This is a genomic window from Ralstonia sp. PBBBR1 (genome assembly GCF_002256165.1).
In the GTDB taxonomy this organism is placed as follows: Bacteria; Pseudomonadota; Gammaproteobacteria; order Burkholderiales; family Burkholderiaceae; genus Ralstonia; species Ralstonia thomasii.
Map to the genome: position 1 here is coordinate 204,949 of NZ_NKIL01000007.1, position 21,338 is coordinate 226,286.

23 protein-coding genes are annotated in these 21,338 nt (G+C 64.4%); 8 read left to right on the forward strand and 15 right to left on the reverse strand.

What is annotated here, in order from left to right; all coding sequences use genetic code 11:
- From CFE42_RS14400 to CFE42_RS14440, 9 genes are all read right to left on the reverse strand, one after another.
- On the reverse strand, positions 1–489 hold a 489-nt coding region (locus CFE42_RS14400; RefSeq protein ID WP_296158491.1), incomplete at its 3' end, for a branched-chain amino acid ABC transporter permease.
- Between the two features lie 14 nt (positions 490–503).
- Complete coding sequence (locus CFE42_RS14405; protein WP_004628588.1) at positions 504–1,388, reverse strand: branched-chain amino acid ABC transporter permease; 885 nt, start codon at positions 1,386–1,388, stop codon at positions 504–506.
- 80 nt (positions 1,389–1,468) lie between these two features.
- Complete coding sequence (locus tag CFE42_RS14410; RefSeq protein WP_004628586.1) at positions 1,469–2,677, reverse strand: ABC transporter substrate-binding protein; 1,209 nt, start codon at positions 2,675–2,677, stop codon at positions 1,469–1,471.
- 75 nt (positions 2,678–2,752) lie between these two features.
- On the reverse strand, positions 2,753–3,493 hold the full coding sequence (locus tag CFE42_RS14415) for an ABC transporter ATP-binding protein (protein WP_004628584.1): 741 nt from the start codon (positions 3,491–3,493) through the stop codon (positions 2,753–2,755).
- A 112-nt stretch (positions 3,494–3,605) separates the two neighbouring features.
- Complete coding sequence (locus CFE42_RS14420) at positions 3,606–4,376, reverse strand: ABC transporter ATP-binding protein (protein ID WP_004628581.1); 771 nt, start codon at positions 4,374–4,376, stop codon at positions 3,606–3,608.
- Positions 4,377–4,621: 245 nt separating this feature from the next.
- A complete protein-coding gene (locus CFE42_RS14425) occupies positions 4,622–6,256 on the reverse strand; it encodes a choline dehydrogenase (protein WP_004628580.1) in 1,635 nt (544 codons plus the stop codon).
- Positions 6,257–6,324: 68 nt separating this feature from the next.
- Positions 6,325–7,194, reverse strand: coding sequence for an alpha/beta hydrolase (locus CFE42_RS14430; RefSeq protein ID WP_004628577.1), 870 nt, complete (start codon positions 7,192–7,194; stop codon positions 6,325–6,327).
- 75 nt (positions 7,195–7,269) lie between these two features.
- Positions 7,270–7,728, reverse strand: a complete 459-nt coding sequence (gene cueR, locus CFE42_RS14435) for a Cu(I)-responsive transcriptional regulator (RefSeq protein ID WP_004628574.1) — start codon at positions 7,726–7,728, stop codon at positions 7,270–7,272.
- Complete coding sequence (locus CFE42_RS14440) at positions 7,725–9,947, reverse strand: heavy metal translocating P-type ATPase (protein WP_004628573.1); 2,223 nt, start codon at positions 9,945–9,947, stop codon at positions 7,725–7,727. Before CFE42_RS14440 ends, cueR begins: the two co-directional genes overlap by 4 nt.
- A gap of 145 nt (positions 9,948–10,092) precedes the next feature.
- Between CFE42_RS14440 and CFE42_RS14445 the strand changes: the two genes are divergently transcribed.
- Positions 10,093–10,305, forward strand: a complete 213-nt coding sequence (locus tag CFE42_RS14445) for a heavy-metal-associated domain-containing protein (protein ID WP_004628571.1) — start codon at positions 10,093–10,095, stop codon at positions 10,303–10,305.
- A gap of 65 nt (positions 10,306–10,370) precedes the next feature.
- Here the strand turns inward: CFE42_RS14445 and CFE42_RS14450 are convergent, their stop codons facing one another.
- The 4 genes from CFE42_RS14450 to CFE42_RS14465 form a co-directional block, all read right to left on the reverse strand.
- Complete coding sequence (locus tag CFE42_RS14450; protein WP_004628569.1) at positions 10,371–11,090, reverse strand: OmpW family protein; 720 nt, start codon at positions 11,088–11,090, stop codon at positions 10,371–10,373.
- Positions 11,091–11,293: 203 nt separating this feature from the next.
- Positions 11,294–12,295, reverse strand: a complete 1,002-nt coding sequence (locus tag CFE42_RS14455) for a delta(1)-pyrroline-2-carboxylate reductase family protein (RefSeq protein WP_004628567.1) — start codon at positions 12,293–12,295, stop codon at positions 11,294–11,296.
- Between the two features lie 35 nt (positions 12,296–12,330).
- Positions 12,331–13,095: a lysoplasmalogenase gene (locus tag CFE42_RS14460; RefSeq protein WP_004628564.1), complete on the reverse strand. Its 765-nt coding sequence runs from the start codon at positions 13,093–13,095 to the stop codon at positions 12,331–12,333.
- Between the two features lie 92 nt (positions 13,096–13,187).
- Positions 13,188–13,664 carry an Lrp/AsnC family transcriptional regulator gene (locus CFE42_RS14465; RefSeq protein WP_004628561.1) on the reverse strand — a complete coding sequence of 159 codons (477 nt, stop codon included), beginning with the start codon at positions 13,662–13,664 and terminating at the stop codon, positions 13,188–13,190.
- 138 nt (positions 13,665–13,802) lie between these two features.
- On the opposite strand from CFE42_RS14465, the gene phhA reads away from it, so the two are divergent.
- Positions 13,803–14,747 (forward strand): phenylalanine 4-monooxygenase, encoded by a 945-nt coding sequence (phhA, locus tag CFE42_RS14470; protein ID WP_004628558.1) that lies wholly within the window; start codon positions 13,803–13,805, stop codon positions 14,745–14,747.
- Positions 14,748–14,807: 60 nt separating this feature from the next.
- Complete coding sequence (locus CFE42_RS14475; RefSeq protein WP_004628556.1) at positions 14,808–15,113, forward strand: 4a-hydroxytetrahydrobiopterin dehydratase; 306 nt, start codon at positions 14,808–14,810, stop codon at positions 15,111–15,113.
- A gap of 18 nt (positions 15,114–15,131) precedes the next feature.
- On the opposite strand, the gene CFE42_RS14480 is transcribed toward CFE42_RS14475, so the two are convergent.
- Positions 15,132–15,359: a DUF3717 domain-containing protein gene (locus CFE42_RS14480; RefSeq protein WP_024542450.1), complete on the reverse strand. Its 228-nt coding sequence runs from the start codon at positions 15,357–15,359 to the stop codon at positions 15,132–15,134.
- Between the two features lie 87 nt (positions 15,360–15,446).
- Between CFE42_RS14480 and CFE42_RS14485 the strand changes: the two genes are divergently transcribed.
- Entirely contained in the window at positions 15,447–16,157 is a 711-nt protein-coding gene (locus CFE42_RS14485) for a response regulator transcription factor (RefSeq protein ID WP_004628552.1), read from the forward strand.
- Between the two features lie 9 nt (positions 16,158–16,166).
- Entirely contained in the window at positions 16,167–17,840 is a 1,674-nt protein-coding gene (locus CFE42_RS14490; RefSeq protein WP_004628551.1) for a sensor histidine kinase, read from the forward strand.
- A gap of 16 nt (positions 17,841–17,856) precedes the next feature.
- Here the strand turns inward: CFE42_RS14490 and CFE42_RS14495 are convergent, their stop codons facing one another.
- Entirely contained in the window at positions 17,857–18,396 is a 540-nt protein-coding gene (locus tag CFE42_RS14495; RefSeq protein ID WP_004628549.1) for an SET domain-containing protein-lysine N-methyltransferase, read from the reverse strand.
- Between the two features lie 633 nt (positions 18,397–19,029).
- Between CFE42_RS14495 and CFE42_RS14500 the strand changes: the two genes are divergently transcribed.
- The 3 genes from CFE42_RS14500 (at position 19,030) to CFE42_RS14510 (ending at position 21,337) form a co-directional block, all read left to right on the forward strand.
- Positions 19,030–19,308 (forward strand): HU family DNA-binding protein, encoded by a 279-nt coding sequence (locus tag CFE42_RS14500; RefSeq protein ID WP_004628548.1) that lies wholly within the window; start codon positions 19,030–19,032, stop codon positions 19,306–19,308.
- 144 nt (positions 19,309–19,452) lie between these two features.
- Positions 19,453–20,400 carry a DUF2272 domain-containing protein gene (locus tag CFE42_RS14505; protein WP_004628546.1) on the forward strand — a complete coding sequence of 316 codons (948 nt, stop codon included), beginning with the start codon at positions 19,453–19,455 and terminating at the stop codon, positions 20,398–20,400.
- Between the two features lie 112 nt (positions 20,401–20,512).
- Positions 20,513–21,337 (forward strand): class II aldolase/adducin family protein, encoded by an 825-nt coding sequence (locus tag CFE42_RS14510; RefSeq protein WP_004628545.1) that lies wholly within the window; start codon positions 20,513–20,515, stop codon positions 21,335–21,337.
- Position 21,338 lies beyond the last annotated feature (1 nt).

The window sequence follows — 21,338 nt, forward strand, 5'->3', positions numbered from 1 at the left end:
GAGCACGACGTAATACAGCGTGAGGTCGGACGACAGATCCAGCACGCCGAACAGCTTGCCGCGCGGCACGCCCTGCAGGCCGTCTTCGCCGCCGGTGAATGGCACCTGAAGGCAGAAGAAATACAGCATCTGTGCCAGCGCCAGTGTGATCATCGCGAAGTAGATCCCCTGACGACGGATGGCGAGCAGGCCGACGATCAAACCGATGAACGCGCCCGCTGCAGTGCCCGCCAGCAGGCCAAGCTCCGGCGTGACATGCAGGTCGCGCATCATGTAGCCGGCCACGTAGCCCGCGCCGCCAAAGAACGCCGCATGCCCGAACGACAGCAGGCCCGTGTAGCCGAGCAGCAGGTTGAAGGCGGAGGCAAACAGCGCAAAGCACAGCAGCTTGGCGACGAACACCGGATACGCGCCCACCAGCGGCGCGGCAATCAGCGCCACCAGAAGCAGCCCGTACAGCACGTATTTGAGGGAAGAAGAGTTGGTCATGTTGGCCGCGCCGCTCATTTCTCTTTACCGAACAGGCCCGCCGGACGCACCAGCAGCACCAGCACCATGATCACGAACACCACGGTCGCCGACGCCTGTGGATAAAACACCTTGGTCAGCCCCTCGATCACGCCCAGGCCCAGCCCGGTGACGATCGAACCGAGAATCGACCCCATGCCGCCAATCACCACCACCGCAAACACGGTGATGATCATGCTCTGCCCCATCAGCGGCGAGATCTGGATGACCGGCGCCGCCAGCACACCAGCAAACGCCGCCAGCGCCACGCCAAAGCCGTAGGTAAGCGTGACCATCAGCGGCACGTTCACGCCAAAGGCTTCGACCAGCTTGGGGTTCTCCGTGCCGGCGCGCAGGTAAGCGCCCAGCTTCGTCTTCTCGATCATGAACCACGTGGCAAAGCACACCGCCAGCGACGCCACCACCACCCACGCGCGATAGTTGGGCAGCATCATGAAGCCGAGGTCGGTGGCACCCTGCAGCAGTTGGGGCGTGTCATATGGCAGGCCAGACACACCGTAGATGGCGCGGAACACGCCTTCGATGACGAGCGTCACGCCCAACGTGAGCAGCAGGCCATAGAGGTGATCGAGCTTGTAGATGAACCGCAGCAGCGTGCGTTCGATCACAACGCCCAGCAAGCCGATCGCCAGCGGCGAGAGCGCGAGCATCGCCCAATAAGGCACGCCCAGGTACGAGAAGCCCATCCACGTGAGCACCGCGCCCAGCATGAACAGCGCGCCGTGCGCAAAATTGATGACGTTGAGCAGCCCGAAGATGACCGCAAGGCCCAGGCTCAACATCGCATAGAAGGAACCGTTGACCAGACCCAGCAGCAGCTGGCTGAGCATGGCCGGTAGCGGAACGCCGAAGATTTCCATCGCGGTCAGGGGAAGAACACCAACACAACGTTGATGGCGCCGCCCCCCACACGGACGGCGGCGCCGGATTGCCTACGCTTTTACTTCTTCATCAGCGAGCACTTGGACTCGGCGGGCGTGGTGAAAGCCTGCTCGCCCGGGATCGTCGCGACAACCTTCAGGTAATCCCACGGCTTCTTCGATTCGGCCGGCGTCTTCACCTGCAGCAGGTACATGTCGTGGATGGCACGGCCGTCCTGGCGGATATAGCCCTTCGTGTAGAAGTCGTCGATCTTGGTCTTCTTGAGCTGGGCGATGACCTTGTCCGGATCATCCGTGCCAGCAGCGGCCACGGCCTTGATGTAGTTCGACACCGCCGAGTAATCCGCTGCCTGCAGGCTGCTCGGCATCTTCTTCATCTTCATGAAGTAGCGGTTGGCGAACTTGCGCGACGCGTCGTTCATGTCCCAGTACCAGCTGTCGGTCATCAGCAGGCCTTCGGCCGTCTGCAGACCCAGGCTGTGCACGTCGTTGATGAACATCAGCAGGCCTGCGATCTTCATCGTCTTGGTGATGCCGAATTCCTTGGCTGCCTTGATCGAGTTGATCGTGTCGCCGCCAGCGTTGGCCAGGCCCAGGATCTGTGCCTTGGACGACTGCGCCTGCAGCAGGTACGACGAGAAGTCCGATGCCGACAGCGGGTGCTTGACCGAACCCACCACCGTGCCGCCGTTGGCCTTCACCACAGCCGTGGTGTCGTTCTCCAGCGAGTGACCGAACGCGTAATCGGCGGTCAGGAAGAACCACGACTTGCCGCCCTGCTTGACCACCGCGCTGCCCGTGCCCTTGGCCAGTGCCACGGTGTCGTACGCATAGTGGATCGTGTACGGCGTGCACTCTTCGTTGGTCAGGCGCGCCGTGCCCGCACCGATGTCGATAAACACGCGCTTCTTCTCGGAAGCCACCTTGTTCATGGCCAGGCCCGTGGCAGAGTTCGTGCCGCCCAGCAGCATGTCCAGGCCTTGCTGGTCCATCCATTCACGCGCCTTCGATGCTGCAATGTCGGCCTTGTTCTGGTGGTCCGCCGTCACGAGTTCGATCGGCTTGCCGAGCACCTTGCCGCCCGCATCCTCGATCGCCATCTTCACCGCCTCGACACCGCCCTGCCCGTCGATGTCGGCATACAGCCCCGAAAGATCGGTGATGTAGCCGATCTTCACCTTGTCGCCGCTCACCTGCGCATGCGCGCCGAATGCGGCCGCCCCCAGCCCTACCGCCATCAATGCACCAGCCAGCTTCTTGAGTGTCATGGTCTTGTCTCCTGTGTCGTGCGCGCCGCGGATCACGCTGGCGCATGGGTCTTGCAAGTCGATCGGGAAAACCTCTTAAACGCCGAGCAGCTCGTGCAGCACCGGCATCTTGTCCTGCAACTGCGCCGCCTCGAAACGCTCGACGATGCGGCCGTGTTCCATCACATAAAACCGGTCTGCCAGCGGCGCGGCAAAGCGGAAGTTCTGCTCCACCATCACCACCGTGTAGCCGCGCTTCTTGAGCATCAGGATCATGCGGGCCAGCGCCTGCACGATCACCGGCGCCAATCCTTCGGAAATCTCGTCGAGCAGCAACAGGTTCGCGCCGGTGCGCAGGATGCGCCCGACCGCCAGCATCTGCTGCTCGCCGCCCGACAGGCGCGTGCCCTGGCTTTGGCGGCGCTCGGCCAGGTTGGGGAACATCTCGTAGATCTCGTCGATGCTCATACCGGCATTGCCGGTCTTGGCCACCTGGCCCTTCAGCACCGGCGGCAGCATCAGGTTCTCTTCGCACGACAGGCTCGAGAAAATGCCGCGCTCCTCGGGGCAGTACCCGATGCCGCAGTGGGCGATCTTGTGCGTGGGCAGGTCGATCGTTTCCACACCCTGGCCGCCAGCGTCATGCACGACGATGGAGCCTTTGCGCGTGCCCACCAGGCCCATGATGGCGCGCAGCGTGGTGGTACGGCCCGCACCGTTGCGGCCGAGCAGCGTGACCACCTCGCCGCGGTTCACGGTCAGGTCGACACCATGCAGGATGTGCGATTCGCCGTACCAGGCGTGCAGGTCCTTGATCTGGAGCGCGGGCGTGCTCATGCAGTGTTCTCGTGTGTTCGGGTCTAGCGTTCACTTACGTTTGATACGCGGCGTGCAGCCGCGTCGCGTGATCGATCAACGTCGATCAGTGGCCTCAACAGCGTCAACGGCCTCAATGGCCTTCCAGCGCCGCATCGGCGGTGCCCATATAGGCTTCCATCACCTGCGGGTTCTTCGAGACGTCTTCGTACGGGCCTTCGGCCAGGATCTGGCCGCGCTGCAGCACCGTGATCTTGTCGGCGATGGACGAGACCACGTTCATGTTGTGTTCGACCATCAGGATCGTGCGGCCCTGTGCGACGCGCTTGATCAGCTCCGTCACGCGGTCCACGTCTTCGTGGCCCATGCCCTGCGTGGGCTCGTCGAGCAGCATCAGCTCGGGCTCCATCGCCAGCGTGGTGGCAATCTCCAGCGCGCGCTTGCGGCCGTAGGGCAGCTCCACCGTCACAGTGTGCGCGAACTCGGTCAGGCCCACCTGTTCGAGCAACTCCATCGCCCGCGAATTCAGCGTGTTGAGCGACTGCTCGCTGCGCCAGAACGCGTACGCCGTGCCGAGCTGCCGCTGCAGTCCAACGCGAACGTTTTCCATCACCGTCAGATGCGGAAACACGGCGGAGATCTGGAACGAGCGGATGACGCCGCGGCGCGCGATCTGTGCCGGCTTTTCCGACGTGATATCGACGCCGTTGAACAGGATCGTGCCGCGCGTGGGCACCAGGAATTTGGTCAGCAGGTTGAAACAGGTCGTCTTGCCGGCACCGTTCGGGCCGATGAGCGCATGGATGGACCCACGCTGCACGCGCAGGTTGACGTCGGACACGGCGGTAAAGCCCTTGAAGCCCTTGGTCAGTCCGCGCGTTTCGAGAATGATGTCCTGCGCCATGATTCCCTCTGGTCTCCCGCCCTTTTTATGGTGCGGATGATTGTCAACGGCTGTTGCGTTGCAAAACATCGGGGTTTTTACCGAGACGATTACACCCTGCTTACCCCCCGGAAACCCGCACCGGTATTGGATTTCCGACTCACGCCCGGGGGTTACGTAGAGTTACCTATCGGGGCAATGCGGATTGCGCATCCAGTGGACACGGGCGGTGTGTCATGCCCGTGTCATCGGCACGCGAGCTGGTGTCAGGCCGGGACGGCCTCACCGCGGGCTCGGGCCTTGCGCGCGGCACGGATCATCTCGCTCGCCTTCTCCGCAATCATGATCGTCGGCGAGTTGGTATTGCCCGACGTAATCGTCGGCATGACGGACGCGTCGACCACCCGCAGGCCTTCGATCCCGCGCACGCGCAGCTGCGCGTCGACCACCGCGTTTGCATCATCGGCGCGCCCCATGCGGCACGTGCCGACCGGGTGGAAGATGGTCGTGCCGATCTCGCCGGCGGCGCGGGCAAGTTCCTCGTCGGTTTGAAACGCCGCGCCGGGCAGGTACTCCTCGGGCCTGTATTGCGCCAAGGCTGGCTGCGCGACGATGCGGCGTGTGAGGCGCAGCGAATCGGCCGCGACCTTGCGGTCTTCCTCTGTGGACAAGTAGTTCGGCGCGATGGTCGGCGCGGCAAACGGGTCGGCGGACGTGACATGCACCGTGCCGCGCGAGGTCGGCCGCAGATTGCACACGCTCGCGGTAAACGCATTGAACGCGTGCAGCGGATCGCCAAACTTGTCGAGCGAGAGCGGCTGCACGTGGTACTCCACATCGGGCCGCGACACGTGCGGGTTCGAGCGCGCGAACACGCCCAGCTGCGACGGCGCCATGCTCATCGGCCCGCTCTGGTTGAACGCGTATTGCATGCCGATGAGCGCCTTGCCCCACCAGTTTGAGGCGCGCGTGTTGAGCGTGGGCACGCCGTTCACCTTGACCACGCTGCGCAGTTGCAGGTGGTCCTGCAGGTTTTCTCCGACACCCGGCAGCGCCTGGCGCACCGGAATGCCGAGCGCCTGCAGACGTTCCGGCTGACCAATGCCGGCCAGCTCCAGCAATTGCGGCGAGTTGATCGCGCCCGCCGACAGGATCACCTCTTCGCGCGCGGCCACCGTGTAGTCCTGCCCGGCCCCGCGATACGTCACGCCAGTGCAGCGCTTGCCGTCAAACGTCAGCGCCCGGACTTGCGCACCCGTCACGATGGTCAGGTTCGGACGCTGCGAGGCCGGGCGCAGAAAGCCCTTGGCCGTGTTCCAGCGGATGCCGCGCTTCTGGTTGACCTCGAAGTAGCCAACGCCAAAGTTGTCGCCGCGGTTGAAGTCACTCGTGCGCGGGATGCCCGCCTGTACGGCCGCCTCGATGAAGGTCTCCAGCACCTGCCAGTGCAGGCGTTGCGGCTCGACGCGCCATTCGCCGTTTGCGCCGTGCCATGCGTTCGCGCCGCCGTGATAGTTCTCGCTGGCCTTGAACAGCGGCAGCACGGCGTCCCACCTCCAGGAATCATCACCGGTGATGGCGGCCCAGCCGTCGTAGTCTTCACGCTGACCACGCATGTAGATCATGCCGTTGATCGACGAGCACCCACCCAGCACGCGGCCGCGCGGGTAGCCGAGCGAGCGGCCGTTCAAGCCGGGTTCTTCGCGGGTGCGATAGAGCCAGTCGGTGCGCGGGTTGCCGATGCAGTACAGATAGCCGACGGGGATGTGGATCCAGTGGTAATCGTCCTTGCCGCCGGCTTCCAGCAGCAGCACGGAAACGTCGGGGTCGCGGGTCAGGCGGTTGGCGAGGACGCAGCCTGCGGAGCCTGCGCCGATGATGATGTAGTCGTAGGTGTCCATGTCTCCGTGCTTCTTTTCCTTGGTGTTATTGGTTTTTGTTTTTTGTGGTGCAACCAACTCACTTCAAATCAAATCCGCGAAGCCAACCACTCCGTCATCTTTCCGAATACCTCGCTAAGCAGCGGTTCGGCTTCGTTGAAGATCTCGTGGTACCCCGATTCAAACCACGCCAACGAGCGCAAATCCTCCGGCGCATTCGCATAAAAGTCGCGGCTGCCAGACGGATCGACAATCGAATCCGCGCCGCCGGCCATCAGCAGCATCGGCGCTTCCAGGCGCGGCGCGTCTTGCTGCGCCTGCGTGATCGCATTGAGCATGAACTCCAGCAATGATGCGCTGATCGTGCTTTGCACCAATGTGTCTGCCCGATAGGCGATGGCGATGCTCGGATCGTGCGAAAGCTTGGCCGGATCAACGGGATTGGGCACCGGCAACCTCGGCGCGATGGCGGAGAGAATCCCCCGCACGATGCCCGTTCCGAGCGGCAACTTCACGCGCAGTGCGGGCGATGACAACAGCACGCCGCGCACGGGGCGGATACGCGCGGTGGTGAAGCGCGCGACGATCAATCCGCCCATGCTGTGGCCGAGCACGAACGGCATCTCGTGCCATTCGGCGACCGCCGCATCGACGATTTCTGCGAGATCGGTGAGGTAGTTGTCTTGCGCGTCGAGCGCCATGCGCGGGCCGCCGCTCTTGCCGTGGCCCCGCAGGTCGAAGGCACGTACGCGCAAGCCCAGGTTGGTGAGCACCTTGGCCACATGCGGATAGCGGCCGCTGTGTTCGGCCATGCCATGGACGAGGATGACGGTGCCGCGCGGCTCGCCGGTGTCGGGCGCGGGCAACCAGGTGCGGACCAGCAGTTCAGTGCCGTCCTTCATGCGCTGGCGGCTTTCCAGCGCTGGATGGGCAGTGACCTGAGCGGGGGCTTGCGTCATCGGCGTCTCCTCCTTGGGTTGCCAGATTGTGGCATAGACGCCGCCTGTCGCAATCTGCGTTAATCGTGCGGCCCGTCAGTGGCAGCAGGCATCGGTGCCGCCGCTTTCATCACCCTCGCCGGCCACGCTCTGGAGGATCGGGCAATCGGGGCGGTCATCGCCGTGGCAGGCGTTGGCAAGCGTCATGAGCGTGTCGCGCATGCTTTGCAGCTCGCTGATGCGCGCATCGAGATCCGCCACGTGGCGCAGGGTGACAGCTTTCACATCGGCGCTGGCGCGTTCGCGGTCGTTCCACAACGACAGCAGCGTGCGGATCTCCTCCAGCGCGAAACCCAGAGAGCGCGACCTGTGGATAAAGCGCAGCACATGCAACGCCCGCGCGTCGTACATGCGGTAGTTGCCTTCGGTGCGCGGACTGGGCGGCAGCAGGCCGATACTCTCGTAGTAGCGGATCATCTTGGCCGACACGCCACTGGCCTTTGCGGCCTCGCCAATGTTGACGGGGCCTGGGTCGATGAGATGGGTGCGCGTCATGCGTTGTCTCCGGTGGCGCGCCAGCGGCGCAGCATCAGCGCATTGGTGACCACGCTCACGCTGGAGAACGCCATTGCCGCGCCGGCAAACGTGGGGTTCAGCAAGCCGAATGCCGCCAGTGGAATGCCCACCACGTTATAGATGAAAGCCCAGAACAGGTTCTGGCGAATCTTGGCGACGGTGCGGCGCGACAGGTCCAGCGCATCGCTCACCAGGCGCGGCTCGCCGCGCATGAGTGTGATACCGGCGGCCTGCATCGCCACATCGGTGCCCGTGGCCATGGCGATGCCGACATCGGCCGCCGCCAACGCGGGCGCATCGTTGATGCCATCGCCCACCATCGCCACCACATGGCCGCTCTGCTGCCAAGCCGTCACACGCGCGGCCTTGTCTTGCGGCAGCACTTGCGCGGCCACTTCGTCGATGCCGAGCGCGTGCGCCACGCTGTGCGCGGCGCCGGCGTTGTCCCCCGTCACGAGCGCGGTGCGCACGCCCCGCGTCTGCAGCGCCGCTACGGCCTCCTTGGCACCGGGCTTGAGCGCATCGCCAAACGCAATCAGGCCCCGCAGTTGCACCCCGCCTTCATCACGCTGCGCAAGCCACGAGACGGTGTTGCCCTGCGCCTCCAGCGCATCGGCACGCGTTTGCAATGCGCCGCGATCCAGTCCCAGTTCGTCCATCCACCGCGCATTGCCGAGTTGCAGCGATGCGCCATTCACGATGCCGCGCGTGCCGCGCCCCGCCAACACTTCCGGCGATTGCGCGGGCGTGATTGCACGGCCCCGCTCCATCGCATATTCACGCGTAGCGTGTGCCAGCGGGTGCGTGTTCTCAGCCTGCAGCGCGGCAAGCTGGTCGAGCAGCGTGTCGGTGTCGACGCCGGATGCCGCTTCCACCGCCGTCACACGCGGCTGGCCGACGGTGAGCGTGCCGGTCTTGTCGAAGACCACGAAATCCACCTGCTGGGCGCGTTCGAGCGCCTGCGCATCGGCAATGAGAATGCCGCGCCGCGCGCCCGCACCCGTGCCGGCCATGATGGCAGACGGCGTGGCAAGGCCGAGCGCACACGGGCAGGCAATCACCAGTACGGCCACGGCGTTGACGATGGCCGTCTCCCACCCCGCACCAGCGATGAACCAACCGGCCAGCGTGAGCAGGGCCGCCACCAGCACCGCCGGCACAAAGATGGCGCTCACGCGGTCGACCAGTTGCTGGATCGGCGGCTTGGCGGCCTGCGCGTCTTCCACAAGGCGGATGATGCGCGAAAGCATCGTGTCCGCGCCGATGGCCGTGGTGCGCACGAGCAGCACGCCGTCGGTGGCGATGGCGCCTGCGGTCACGCGGTCGCCTTCGTGCTTGGGCACGGGCAGGCTTTCGCCGGTCAGCATGGATTCATCGACGTGGCTCGCGCCTTCCAGCACCACGGCATCCACGGGGATGCGTTCACCGGCACGCACGGACACCACATCGCCCACGCGCACCTGGGCGACCGGGGTATCGCGCAGCATGCCATCGGCGCTGCGCACGCGAGCGGTATCGGGGCGCAGCGCCTGCAGGGCACGGATGGCCTGCGCGGTCTGGCGCTTGGCACGCACTTCCAGCCACTTGCCAAGCCGCACCAGCGTGATGACCACGGCGGCGCTTTCGAAGTACAAGTGCGGCGCATGGTGCATCCCGTCCGCACCGGCGCGCCACCACAGCCACAGCGACAGCCCATACGCCGCCGACGTGCCGAGCGCGACCAGCAGGTCCATATTGCCGGCACGCGCACGCAGCGCCTTCCAGCCCGCCTTGTAGAAACGCGCGCCAATCACGAACTGCACTGGCGTCGCCAGCAGCCACTGCACCCACGCAGGCAGCATCCAGCCGCCGCCGAACCACCCTGCGATCATGGGCAACACGAGCGGCACGGACAGGGCGGCGGCAATCCACACGGGGCCGGCACCTTCCCAGAAGTCGGGTTCGGCAGCAACGGAGGCGGCGGTTTCATCGGAAGCGACGCGCGCCTCGTACCCGGCGGCAGAGACTGCGGCGATCAGTGCATCGCTGCCGGCACCGCCCTGCACGCGGGCGCGCTCGGTCGCGAGATTCACGCTGGCTTCGGTCACGCCTGGCACGGCGCGCAAGGCACGTTCGACCCGGCCCGCACAAGCCGCGCACGTCATCCCGCTGATATCGAGGTCGGTGGAGGTCACGTCGGCAAGGCTGGCGGCGGTCATGGAAGCGTCCGTTCTGAAGAAGATGGCATCAGCCTAGACCTTCCCATCTTGGTAAGGTCAAGCCCTCATTCTACGCTTGCACTTCCCACGATGGGAAGGTTCATACTGCTCCCGTGATTCTCTTCCCTCTTTTCAGGAGCACGCCATGACAACGTCTTCCACAACCTTTTCTGTGACCGGCATGAGCTGCGGCCATTGCGTGTCGGCTGTCACGCGAGCAGTGCAGCAGGTCGATGCAAGTGCCAATGTACAGGTGGATCTGGACAAGCAGACCGTGGCCGTCACCAGCGGCGCCAGCGCCGATGCAGTCAGGGCGGCCATCGAGCAAGCCGGCTACCCGGTCAAATCTTCCGCCTGAGCCGGGCGTTGGCAACAAAAAAGGCGTGCCACAGCGGCACGCCTTTTTGTTGACGCGGAAGCCGCTTAGAAGCGGTAGCCGACGTTCAGGAAGGTCACGACCGGGTTGATCTTGATCTTCGCTTCGCTCACGACGTGGACGCCGGTCGCCGTGGTGCTGTCGATCGTTGCCGTGGTCTTGAGCGGCAGGTACGACACCGACAGGCCAACGAACCAGTCCTTGGTGATGGCGTACGTGGCACCCACGTTCAGCACCGGGTTCAACGAACCGTCGGTGGACACATTGCTCTTGCTGCCCGGGCCAGCCAGCTTCGTCTGGAAGGCGCTGTTCGTGATCTTCTCGTCGGAGAACCAGGTGTAGTTCAGGCCCAGACCCACGTACGGACGGAACTTGGTGTCGGCGTTGAAGAAGTACCACTTCGCCAGCACGGCCGGGCTCCATTGCTTGGCCGAGCCGATTTCGCCGTAACCTGACAGCGCGCCCGTCCCTTCGATCTTGTGGCGCGGCGGAATGCCACCCACCAGTTCAACGGCAACGTTGTCGGTAAAGAAATGCGTGAAGGCGAGACCAACGGTATCGGCTTCCTGAATCTTGGCGCCCGTGCCGGACTGTGACTGATTCACCGGGATACCGCCGATGCTCTTGACCACCAGCGGGTCGCTCGAGCTATTCGGCATCACGCGGAACCAGCCGAGGCTGACGATGTTGCTGCCGGCAGCTTGTGCGTGCGCGGCGGTGACGAGGATCATCCCGGCGGCAGCCGCCAGTGCTTTTTTATAGGCCATCTCTATATGTGCTCCTGTGTCAGACGCATCCGACGTAAACGTGATCAATACGTTGCGGTGCGCTCTACGTCTCCTCCCAGGCGGAAGGGATGGCCATTATCCCGTGTGATTGCCTTGGCTAGAACCCTTTTTCTAGAGGTTTTCTGTTACAAGCGGTGCCTGACATCCGCCTGGGGCGGGCGTCTTGAGCACATGCTAGGTTTTTAAACAGTTCTGGATTTGGATAGCGCCAGCACGCAGGCGGCCAGATCCCACAGGGCACTGCCGACGCTCTTGAACACCACGGGCGATATCGGCGCAGGCTGCGTAAGCGTGTCGGGCGGCATATCGATGCACTGTTGTAATGGCCGCACACGCGACCACGGCACACCGGCCTGCAGCAGGTCGCCGGCTTCGGCTTCCAGGTCGACCAGCGTATCGGCGTACAGCCGATCGACCGCAGCGGCATGCACGCACAGGCGCGGCGGCAGCTCGGCCATGTCGGGCCGAAACGCGCCAACCGCAGCGATGAAGTGATGCGCGCCCCACGCATAGCCAGCGGGGTGGCCAGGATCGCCCAAATCAGGGAGTACCGGTTGCGATGACGGTGTTGCCGTGACGACCAGCGGCGCCTGCGGCAGCACGGCACGGGCAGCATCTGCCACGCCCGCAGCGTCGCCGCCCGCCAGCGCCGTGGCGTCCATGCCGAGCGCGCGCGCGTAGCCCGCCAACCCATCCGCGCTGTCAGCCGTGCGGGCGATGATCGTGACGCGTCGTGTGCCGAGCCCGAAGCGGAAGGCTTCCAGGTGCGCGCGCGCTTGGGCACCGGCGCCGATCAGCAGCAAATCCCCGGCCGGCTCAGGCGCCAGCAAGCGCGCCGCCAGCAACGACACGGCTGCTGTTCGGTGCGCGGTCACGGTCGGGCCATCCAGCATCAACCGGCGTTCGCCGGTGCGGGCGTTCATCACCACCACCTCGCCGTGAATGGCCGCCAAGCCCTGGGCGGGGTTGTGCGGGTGCACGGTGATCATCTTGGTGATGGCGATGTCGTCATTGGACGCCGGCATCAGCAGCAGACTGCCGGAGCCCGCCACGGGCATCACGAGCCGCGCGGGCGCCTGGGCGCGGCCGGCGCGTGCATCGCGCAGCACCTGCGCGATGGCATCGGCCAACGCGGCATACGGCAAGCGGGCCGCCGTGGTGGCAGCGTCGAGGGTCTGCAACATGGGGCTCTCGCAGCGGAAGAAACGTCGGACAGACCTTATGCCGTGGCGCGGCGCGCGGGCGGCGTACGGCGCGTGAGCAATCCCGCACTGATGAGAAGCTGCGCAGCGGCGTAGCTCCACCAGATGGCCAGCTCATGGTCGGTGAACGGAAAGACGAACACGCTGATGCCGATCATCGCATCCGACGCTGCAAAGGCAAGCGCGCCCCAAGCTGTCAGCGGACCAGGCAGGCGCGCCAGCAATGCCGCGCACACCATCGCCGACAGCACGAGCATGTAGGCGATCACCGGCCCCTTCAACTCACCCAGGCCCGGCCAGTACCACAGCAGCATGCCGATGGCCACGCCGATCATCACGCCGACACCGATCATGCGGATGGCCGATGACACGCCACGCAGCCCCACCAGCACCCGCAGGTAGCACAAGTGCGCCAGCAAGAAGCAGCCCAGGCCGGCCATGAACGAAAACGACAGCCACGGCAGCGCAAGCCACAGATCTCCCATCGCGGAGAACCCCATGGCGCCGATCAGCCAGCGCCGCTCGCGCGGAATCTCGTGTAGCGAGGCGGCGCGCGCCAGCAGCAACGCCATGAGCATTTTCCACAGCGGCTGCGCGACGATGCGACCGACCAGCGGGGTGCCGGGCGGTACGTCCACGGCCACCATGGTCAGCATGCCGCCGTAGGTCACGCCTGCCACGGCAGCGGCGACCCACCACGCGCGAACCCGTGCCGGCATGCCGTAGCCGCCTGACAGATGCGCCGGCGCGTGCGCCGGATGCGTGGTGTGTCCTTCAACCATCGTGGTCTCCCGCCCAAGAGAGGCGATTCATATCAGCAAGGGATGTCGGCTTGCAGCGTGACACGCCGCGCACCCTGGCGCAAGGCGCGAATCTACCCACCAAGGTGGGATAGCGGCAACGCGCCATCCCGCTTCAAGGCCGTTAGTACGATATTGGAACGTACATTGTCCACACCCGGCACACGCATCAGCTTGCGCATGACGAATTCCGACAGCGCGGGCAGATCGGGCACCACCACGCGCAGCATGTAGTCGGCGTCGCCCGCCACCGAATAGCACTCCTGCACCGCGTCGAGCAGGCTGATCTCTTCATGAAAGCGTTCGACGATGGCGTCGCCGTGGTGCGCCAGCTTGACGCTCGCGAACACCGTCACGCCCAGCCCCAGCCCGGTCGGCGAGAGCACCACCCGGTAGCCCTCGATCACGCCTTCCGATTCAAGCCGCGCCAGGCGCCGCCCGACTTGGCTGGCCGACAGGTGGACTTGCTCCGAGAGCTGCTGATGCGTCGCACGGCCATCGCGCTGAAGGGCCGCCAGCAGAGCCAGATCGAAGGTATCAAGCGAAATCATGCACGTCTCCTGCGTTTACAAGCGGCATTCTGCATGATTTCCGCAAACTAGGCGCAATGGATCGCCGTTTTGCGGGCAACCCGCGTGGCCCCGCCCATACACTGGCCGGACTCTGATTGCACGAGATCGACATTACAAATGGCCATCGCAACCACCGCCCCCGATGCAGCGCAAAACGCCGCCCCGGCCGGCTTCAACGGCACCCTGACCGATAAGCTGCGTGAACAATTTGCCGAAGGCCTGGACGGCCAGACACTGCGCGCTGATTTCACCATGCAGCAGCCGGTGCACCGCTACACCGCTGCCGATCACGCAACGTGGCGCACGCTGTACGACCGGCAGGAAGCGCTGTTGCCGGGCCGTGTCTGTGATGAATTCCTGCAAGGCCTGTCGACGCTGGGCATGAGCCGCGATGCCGTGCCGTCCTTCGACCAGCTCAACGAAACGCTGATGCGCGCCACCGGCTGGCAGATCGTCGCGGTGCCGGGCCTGGTGCCCGACGAAGTGTTCTTCGATCACCTCGCCAACCGCCGCTTCCCTGCAAGCTGGTGGATGCGCCGCCCCGATCAGCTCGATTACCTGCAAGAGCCGGATTGCTTCCACGACATCTTCGGCCACGTGCCGCTGCTGATTAACCCGATCTTTGCCGACTACATGGAAGCCTACGGCAAGGGTGGCCTGAAGGCCGCGCGCCTGGGCCAGCTCGACATGCTGGCGCGCCTGTACTGGTACACAGTGGAATTCGGCCTGATCCGCACGCCGGCCGGCCTGCGCATCTACGGCGCGGGCATCGTGTCGAGCAAGAGTGAATCGGTGTACGCGCTGGATTCGGCGAGCCCGAACCGCATCGGTTTCGACGTGCGCCGCATCATGCGCACGCGCTACCGGATCGACACGTTCCAGAAGACCTACTTCACGATCGACAGCTTCGAGCAACTGTTCGATGCCACACGCCCGGACTTCACGCCGCTCTATCAAGAACTCGCCGCGCTGCCGACCATCGGTGCGGGTGATGTGGTGGAAGGCGATGTGGTGCTGAACGTCGGAAACCGCGAAGGTTGGGCAAACACGGCGGACATCTGAGCGCAGATCGTTGCGCGCTGACTATACTGCGCGCATTCAAGACAGAACTTCGCACCCATCATGATGCCGACCCTGAACGAAGACCAACGCAAGGCCCTTTTTGCCGAAGTGCCCGGCTGGACGCTGCAGAGCGAGCGCGATGCCATCCAGAAGACCTTCACCTTTGCCGACTTCAACGCCGCGTTCGGTTTCATGACGCGCGTGGCGATCAAAGCCGAGCAGATGAATCACCACCCGGAGTGGTTCAACGTCTGGAATCGCGTGGACATCACCTTGTCCACACACGATGCGAACGGGCTCACGCACCGTGACGCCGATCTCGCACGCTTTATCGAGCAGGCCGCAAAAGGCACAGGCGCGAAGTAATCACCGCAATGCTGGCGCTCAGCCCTGTGTGGCTGCGCGCCACGCCTCATACGCCGCCCGCGCCTTGTCGCCCAATTGCTCAGGGGCGATGCGGGTGGCGCCTTGTACAATCATCAGCGCATACGGCTTGGCCAGCGCCGACGCCTCGGCACACAGCCGCAGTTCTTCGCCTTCGGCGGGCGAACGGGCACGCCAGAAATTGATGGCGGCCTCCAGATCGGTGATGTTGAGCAGGGCATCGGTCATCCGCGCATTGTAGCGCTGCCAAATGATGCCGATCGCCACGATTTCGCCCTTGTTGTCCTTTTCCGCCCCGCACTCCGGATCGAGTCAATGCGCATCCTGCTGATTGAAGACGACCGCGCCATCGCCAGCGGCATCCATGCCGGACTCACGCAAGCCGGGCATCGTGTGCAGGTCGTGCACGACGGTGTCTTCGCCACTGAACAACTTGCCAGGCAGACACACGACCTGGTGATCCTCGATCTTGGGCTGCCCGGTATCGACGGCATGACGCTGCTGTCGCAGTTTCGTGCGCGCGATCGCGTGACACCCGTGCTGATCCTGACCGCCCGCGACGGCCTGCTCGACAAGGTGAACGGCCTGAACGCGGGCGCGGATGATTACCTGCTCAAGCCGTTCGAGATGCTCGAACTCGTGGCCCGCGTGGGCGCATTGCTCCGCCGTCGCGGTGATCCGACCGAACCCGCCGCGCGCCCTGACATCCTGGTCGGACGGCTGCGCATGAGCGGAGTGGAGCGGCGCATCTTTGTCGACGCCGCCCCGCTGGAACTGTCGCCGCGCGAATTTGCCGTGCTGGAGTTGCTGATGCTGCGCCAGGGCCGCGTGGTCAGCAAGGTGCAGTTGCAGGACCACCTTGCGAGCTTTGGCCACGCCATCGGCGAAGCCAGCCACGACGTGGTGGGCGACACGGCCATCGAAGTCTATGTGCATCGGGTGCGCCGCAAGATCGAGCATTCCGAGGCCGAGATCGTCACGGTGCGCGGCTTCGGCTATTTGTTGCAGGCACGCGCCGCGGCGTAGTTCTCGTCCATGTTCAAGCGCCACCGTCCCGCCTCGTCGTCGGCTTCAGCACCTCCGGCCAAGGGTGGCAACGGTGCCGTCAGCCTGCGCCTGCATCTGTTGCGTGCGCTGGCGACACCGCTGTTTGGCCTGATTGTGGGAACCGGTGCGCTGTCGTACTGGCTGGCGGCGCACTACACCGCGCAGGTGTTCGATCGCGCATTGGTGGGGGTGGCGAACACGCTGGCCGAGCAATTGCGCATCGCCGGTCCGCATGTGCCGGCGGCCAAGCTCTACGACATCGCACTGACCGCCCAAACACTCGTCCAGAACAGCGGCGAAGACCGCATCTACTGGCGCATTTCCGGCCCAGCAGGCACACTGGTCGGGCGCGACACGCCGCTCGGCTATGGCTCAGGCCAGGTTCGCATTGGCGAGGCGCGCGTGTTCTACAGCTGGATCGACGGCAAGCAGGTACGCGCCGTCCATCTGCTCGTTCCGGGTGTGAGCGCGGAGGTGCCCAAGCCGCGCTCGCCGCGCCAGCCTGCGCCGCCCGACCCCGAAGACGACGTTACGCGCCCCGCGCTCGCGCCCACGCAGGCGCAGACGGCACCGGCGTTCAATCCGTCCAACCCGCCCGATGCCATGCAGGCCGAAGGCGGCATCGTCGTGGAAGTGGCGGAGCTGCTGGACCATCGCGATACGGCCGCCAAGGAAGTGCTGCTGTCGGTGTCGATTCCATTGATCGTGCTGCTGGCGATTGGCGGGCTGATTCTTTCACTCGTGCTCAAGGAAGAGCTGCAGCCGTTGCAGACGCTGGCCGACACACTCAACAAGCAGAGCGCTCGATCAGTGACGCCGCTGCCGCCGGAATTAGCAGAACACGTGCCAGCCGAACTGCAACCGCTCATCAATGCGATGAACGCGCTACTCGCCCGGCTGCGCGACGCACTCGAAGCGCAGCGCACGTTCATCGCAGACGCGGCACATCAACTCCGCACGCCGCTGACCGCGTTGAAGCTGCACGCCGATCGCGCTGTCGACGCCAAGACATTGGACGACGCCCGCCCCGCGCTGCTCGAGCTGCAATCGGGTGCCAACCGCGCGGTGCGTCTATCGAACCAGTTGCTCACGCTGGCGCGTGCCGAGCCAGGTATGACGCTGGACCAACTGGGCACGCCGATGCGCGTCGATCTCGTCTCGCTAGCGTTCGATACCGGCGCCGAGTGGGTGCCGCGCGCGCTTGCACGCGGGCTGGACCTGGGCTTCGAGGCCTGGCCGCAGGAAGCCACGTCGCCGGGTTCGTTGCAGGCCCCGGTGCTGGCCAACGTGCTGCTCCTGCGCGAAGCCATCAACAACCTGCTCGACAACGCCATCAAATACGTGCCGGCCGGCGGACGCGTGACCTTGCGCGCCGGCATGGAGGCCGACGCGACGTCCCAGTGGTGGGGGGTCGTCAGTGTGGAAGACAATGGCCCGGGCATTCCACCCGAGCGGCGCGGTGAAGTATTCCAGCGTTTCTTCCGAGGGGATGCGGATCACCGCCCGGGACAGCCGCAAGGCAGCGGTCTGGGCCTGGCCATCGTGCACGACATCGTCCGTCTGCACGGCGGCACCGTCGCCATCGATGATGCGATTGCGCGCGACGGCACCCGCGTGATGCGCTTCGTGTTGCGCCTGCCGCTGGCAAGCGAGTCCGTCTGAACGGCGGACCTTCGGCTTACTTCTTCTTGGTCTTCGCGGGCGGCGCCAGCATCGTGCCGCGGCACCTCTTCGCGCCGCAGCGGCAAGCAAACTGTTCCTTCAGTGCCTTGGTCTGCCGACCTTCGATGACGAGGCCGTAGTCGTAGAACAGCTCTTCGCCAGGTTCGATATGGCGCAGCGCATGAATGAACACGCGACCATCCTCTTCCCGCGCTTCGCAGTTCGGCTTGCAGGCGTGGTTGATCCAGCGCGCGCGGTTGCCGCTGAACTTGGCGTCGATCACGCTGCCGTCTTCCAGGCTGAAGTAGAACGTGTGATTCGGATCGGACGGGTCATGCGGATGGCGGCGCAGTGCCTCCTTCCACGTTATGTGCTCGCCCTTGTATTCGATGATCTTCTTGCCGCGTGCGATCGCGACCACAGCATAGACACCACGTCCGTGCACACCAGATTCACGCACCTCAATGCGATCGCGGCGGCGCAGTTTGGCCGGAGCTTCCGGCGTGGGCGAGGACTCAGCCAGAGCCGGTGCGGTATCAGGGGACGTGCGTGTCATGAGGAAATGGCGCGGTAAAGCGAAACAAGAACGTCGATCAACGAAGCCGTGAGCCTACACCAAAAGCACGGCTTCTCGACACGTGCCGCAACCCCATGTCGTCCCACCAATGTGGATAACCCGGCCTGCAGCTGTGGATAACTACCGGCAAAGGCTGTTGGCTGTCTGTGACTGCCCTGTCGACGGTGTGGGCACAAGTGACGGGCTGCCAGTCGGGCGGTCGGAAAAATCAGCAAGCTATCCACCTGAGGACACACGCGGTACCCTCGGTTTTGCGTGCAACAAGTGCTTGAACATAAAGCGCTTTTTCCACTTATCCACAGAAACTATCCACCGTTATCTACTACTACTATCTGTATACATAAGAAAAAAGGTAAACCAACCGATCGACTTGCGTCGAACCTATCTACGAGCAGACAAGCCAACGGCAAACCAGGACATCAATCGTCAACATTGATGTGATGGGATCGCCTCGCAACGTAGGCCCCATGCGGGTTTGCGGAACCCGGATGCCAGGCGCGGTTACAAAGCTCACGTGCCGGCGCTGTTCGCATGCCGGTATCATGTCGCCCTTGGAGCCATCCCCCGGACGCTCTGTTGTGTGTTTTATCTACTCTTGAAGGGAGTCAAGCAATGACGAAAACCGAACTGATCGACGCCATCGCCAGCGGCGTAGACGGTCTGACCAAGGCCAAGGCAGAGCAGGCACTGAACGTGACGCTGCAAGCCATCATGGAATCCGTTGGCAAGGGCGATGCGGTCAGCCTCATCGGCTTTGGTACCTTCAGCCAAGGTGAGCGTGCCGAGCGTATGGCCCGCAACCCGCGCACCGGCGAAGAAATCAAGGTCGAAGCGGCCAAGACGGTCAAGTTCAAGGCCGGCCAGAAGTTCAAGGACGCTGTCAACGCCTAAGGCAATGACGACCCTGGCGTGACCAGCCGGGCTGGTTAGCGCCAACGACGTGGCATGCGATTGCATGCGTGAATCGACCGCCGCATTGGCATACCACGTCGGAAGGCCTGTCTCCTCGTCAGGCCATCCCTTCCCCCCTCTTTCATGCCCCGCTCTTTCCTGCGCAATTCGCTAGCTCTGCGCATTGCCCTGTCGATCGTCCTGGTCGCTCCCGCTCTCTGGCTTACCGGTTGCGCGACGCCGCCTGCGCGCCCGCAAGCCGAACCGCTGCCTGACAACGAAGTCGTACAGACCCGCCCAGGTGCCACGCCGCGCGAAAAGATGATCGAGATTGCCCTGACCGAATGGGATCGGTGGGGGCGCCAAGTGGTGCGTGTGGGGCGTGACGACACGTATTGCGTGGCCGGTGGTGGTCTTCCCGACCAGCCGCATGGCCGTTGGCTGACACCCGAAGACCCCACGCCTGCCCCGTCGGATGAAGAAAGCGGTACCGACATGCCGCTGCCCAATGCGGTTGCCACGCCTGCAGTGCCGCCCCCAACGCCCTGCCTGCGCTATCCGGACGGCACCGGCGGTGAAGCCACCGCGCGCGGCTGCATGCTGGCCAAGCGCTACTGGGGCATCGTCGGCAAGACACCGACCTGCCAGCAGTTGACCACCGGCGGCTGGGCGTGGTCTGCGGTGTTCATCTCGTGGATCATGCGCAAGGCCGGCCTGCAGAACGATCAATTCCTGACCGGCGCCACGCATGCGGAATATGTGACCGACGCGCGCGATCATCTGCTCAAGCATCCCGCCTTTGTCCTTGAGCGCACACCGGCCGTGCCGCGTCCGGGCGACCTCATCTGCACCGCACGCGGCGCCGATCGCTTCATGACGGATCCGGCGGAGATCCAGGCCGGCAGAACGCCCATGCACTGCGACCTCGTCGTCGAGGTGGACCCGGTGCGCCATGAGGTGAAATCGATTGGCGGTAACGTGCAGCAATCCGCATCGATGAGCATTACCGAGCTGAATAACGCCAATCAACTCGATCCTTATACCAATTCGGTCATGCAGTGGCTGGTGATCCTGCGCAACCAGTTGCCCTAGCAGACGGCAGATGTAACGTGGTTTGACGCCCGACGCAAATTCATTAACATGTGAATCACTTAAGCGCCGGCAACACGACCGGCGCATGGCCCCTGCGATCAGGAGACAGGTCATGACGGTGTTTTCGCTTTCGCCCGATTCCGGTTCGGACATCCAGGCCCATCGCCCGACCTGGTGCGGCCCAAGAGAATGGGGGGCGCGCGTGAAGCTGGCGGCGTGCTATCGCATCTTTGCGCAGCTGGGCTGGACCGAACTCATCTACAACCACATCACGCTGCGCCTGCCACCCGAAGATGGCAGCGCCGACGATGGCGGCCCGCATTTCCTCATCAACCCGTTCGGCCTGACGTATGCCGAGGTTTGCGCGTCGAACCTCGTGAAGATCGACCTGCAGGGCAATGCGCAGCGCGCGCCGGGTCAGCCGGACTGGCCCGTCAACCCGGCCGGCTTTACCGTGCATGCCGCCATTCACGCGGGTATTCCGGGTGCGCATTGCGTGATGCACACCCACACGACCGCCGGCATGGCCGTCGCCTGCGCGCGCGATGGTCTGTCGATCAGCAATTTCTATGCGGCGCAGTTGCACGGCAAGGTCGCGTATCACGACTTCGAGGGCATCACCGTGCATGCCGATGAAGGGCCGCGCCTGGTCAGGAACATCGGTGACAAGCCCGCGGTCATCTTGCGCAACCACGGGCTGCTGGCTTGGGGCGATTCGATTGCGCGGGCGTTTGCGGTGCTGTGGCTGCTCAACCGCGCATGCGAGATCCAGCTCGCCTCAACATCGATGGGCCCGGTGTTGGAGATTCCCGAAGCGATTGCGCGCAACTGCACGCGCGATTCGCTGCAGTTCAACCCAAACTTTGGCGCAGGCGAAGATGTGTTCGCAGCACTGACGCGCACCATCGACCGCATCGATCCTTCTTTCCGAACCTGAT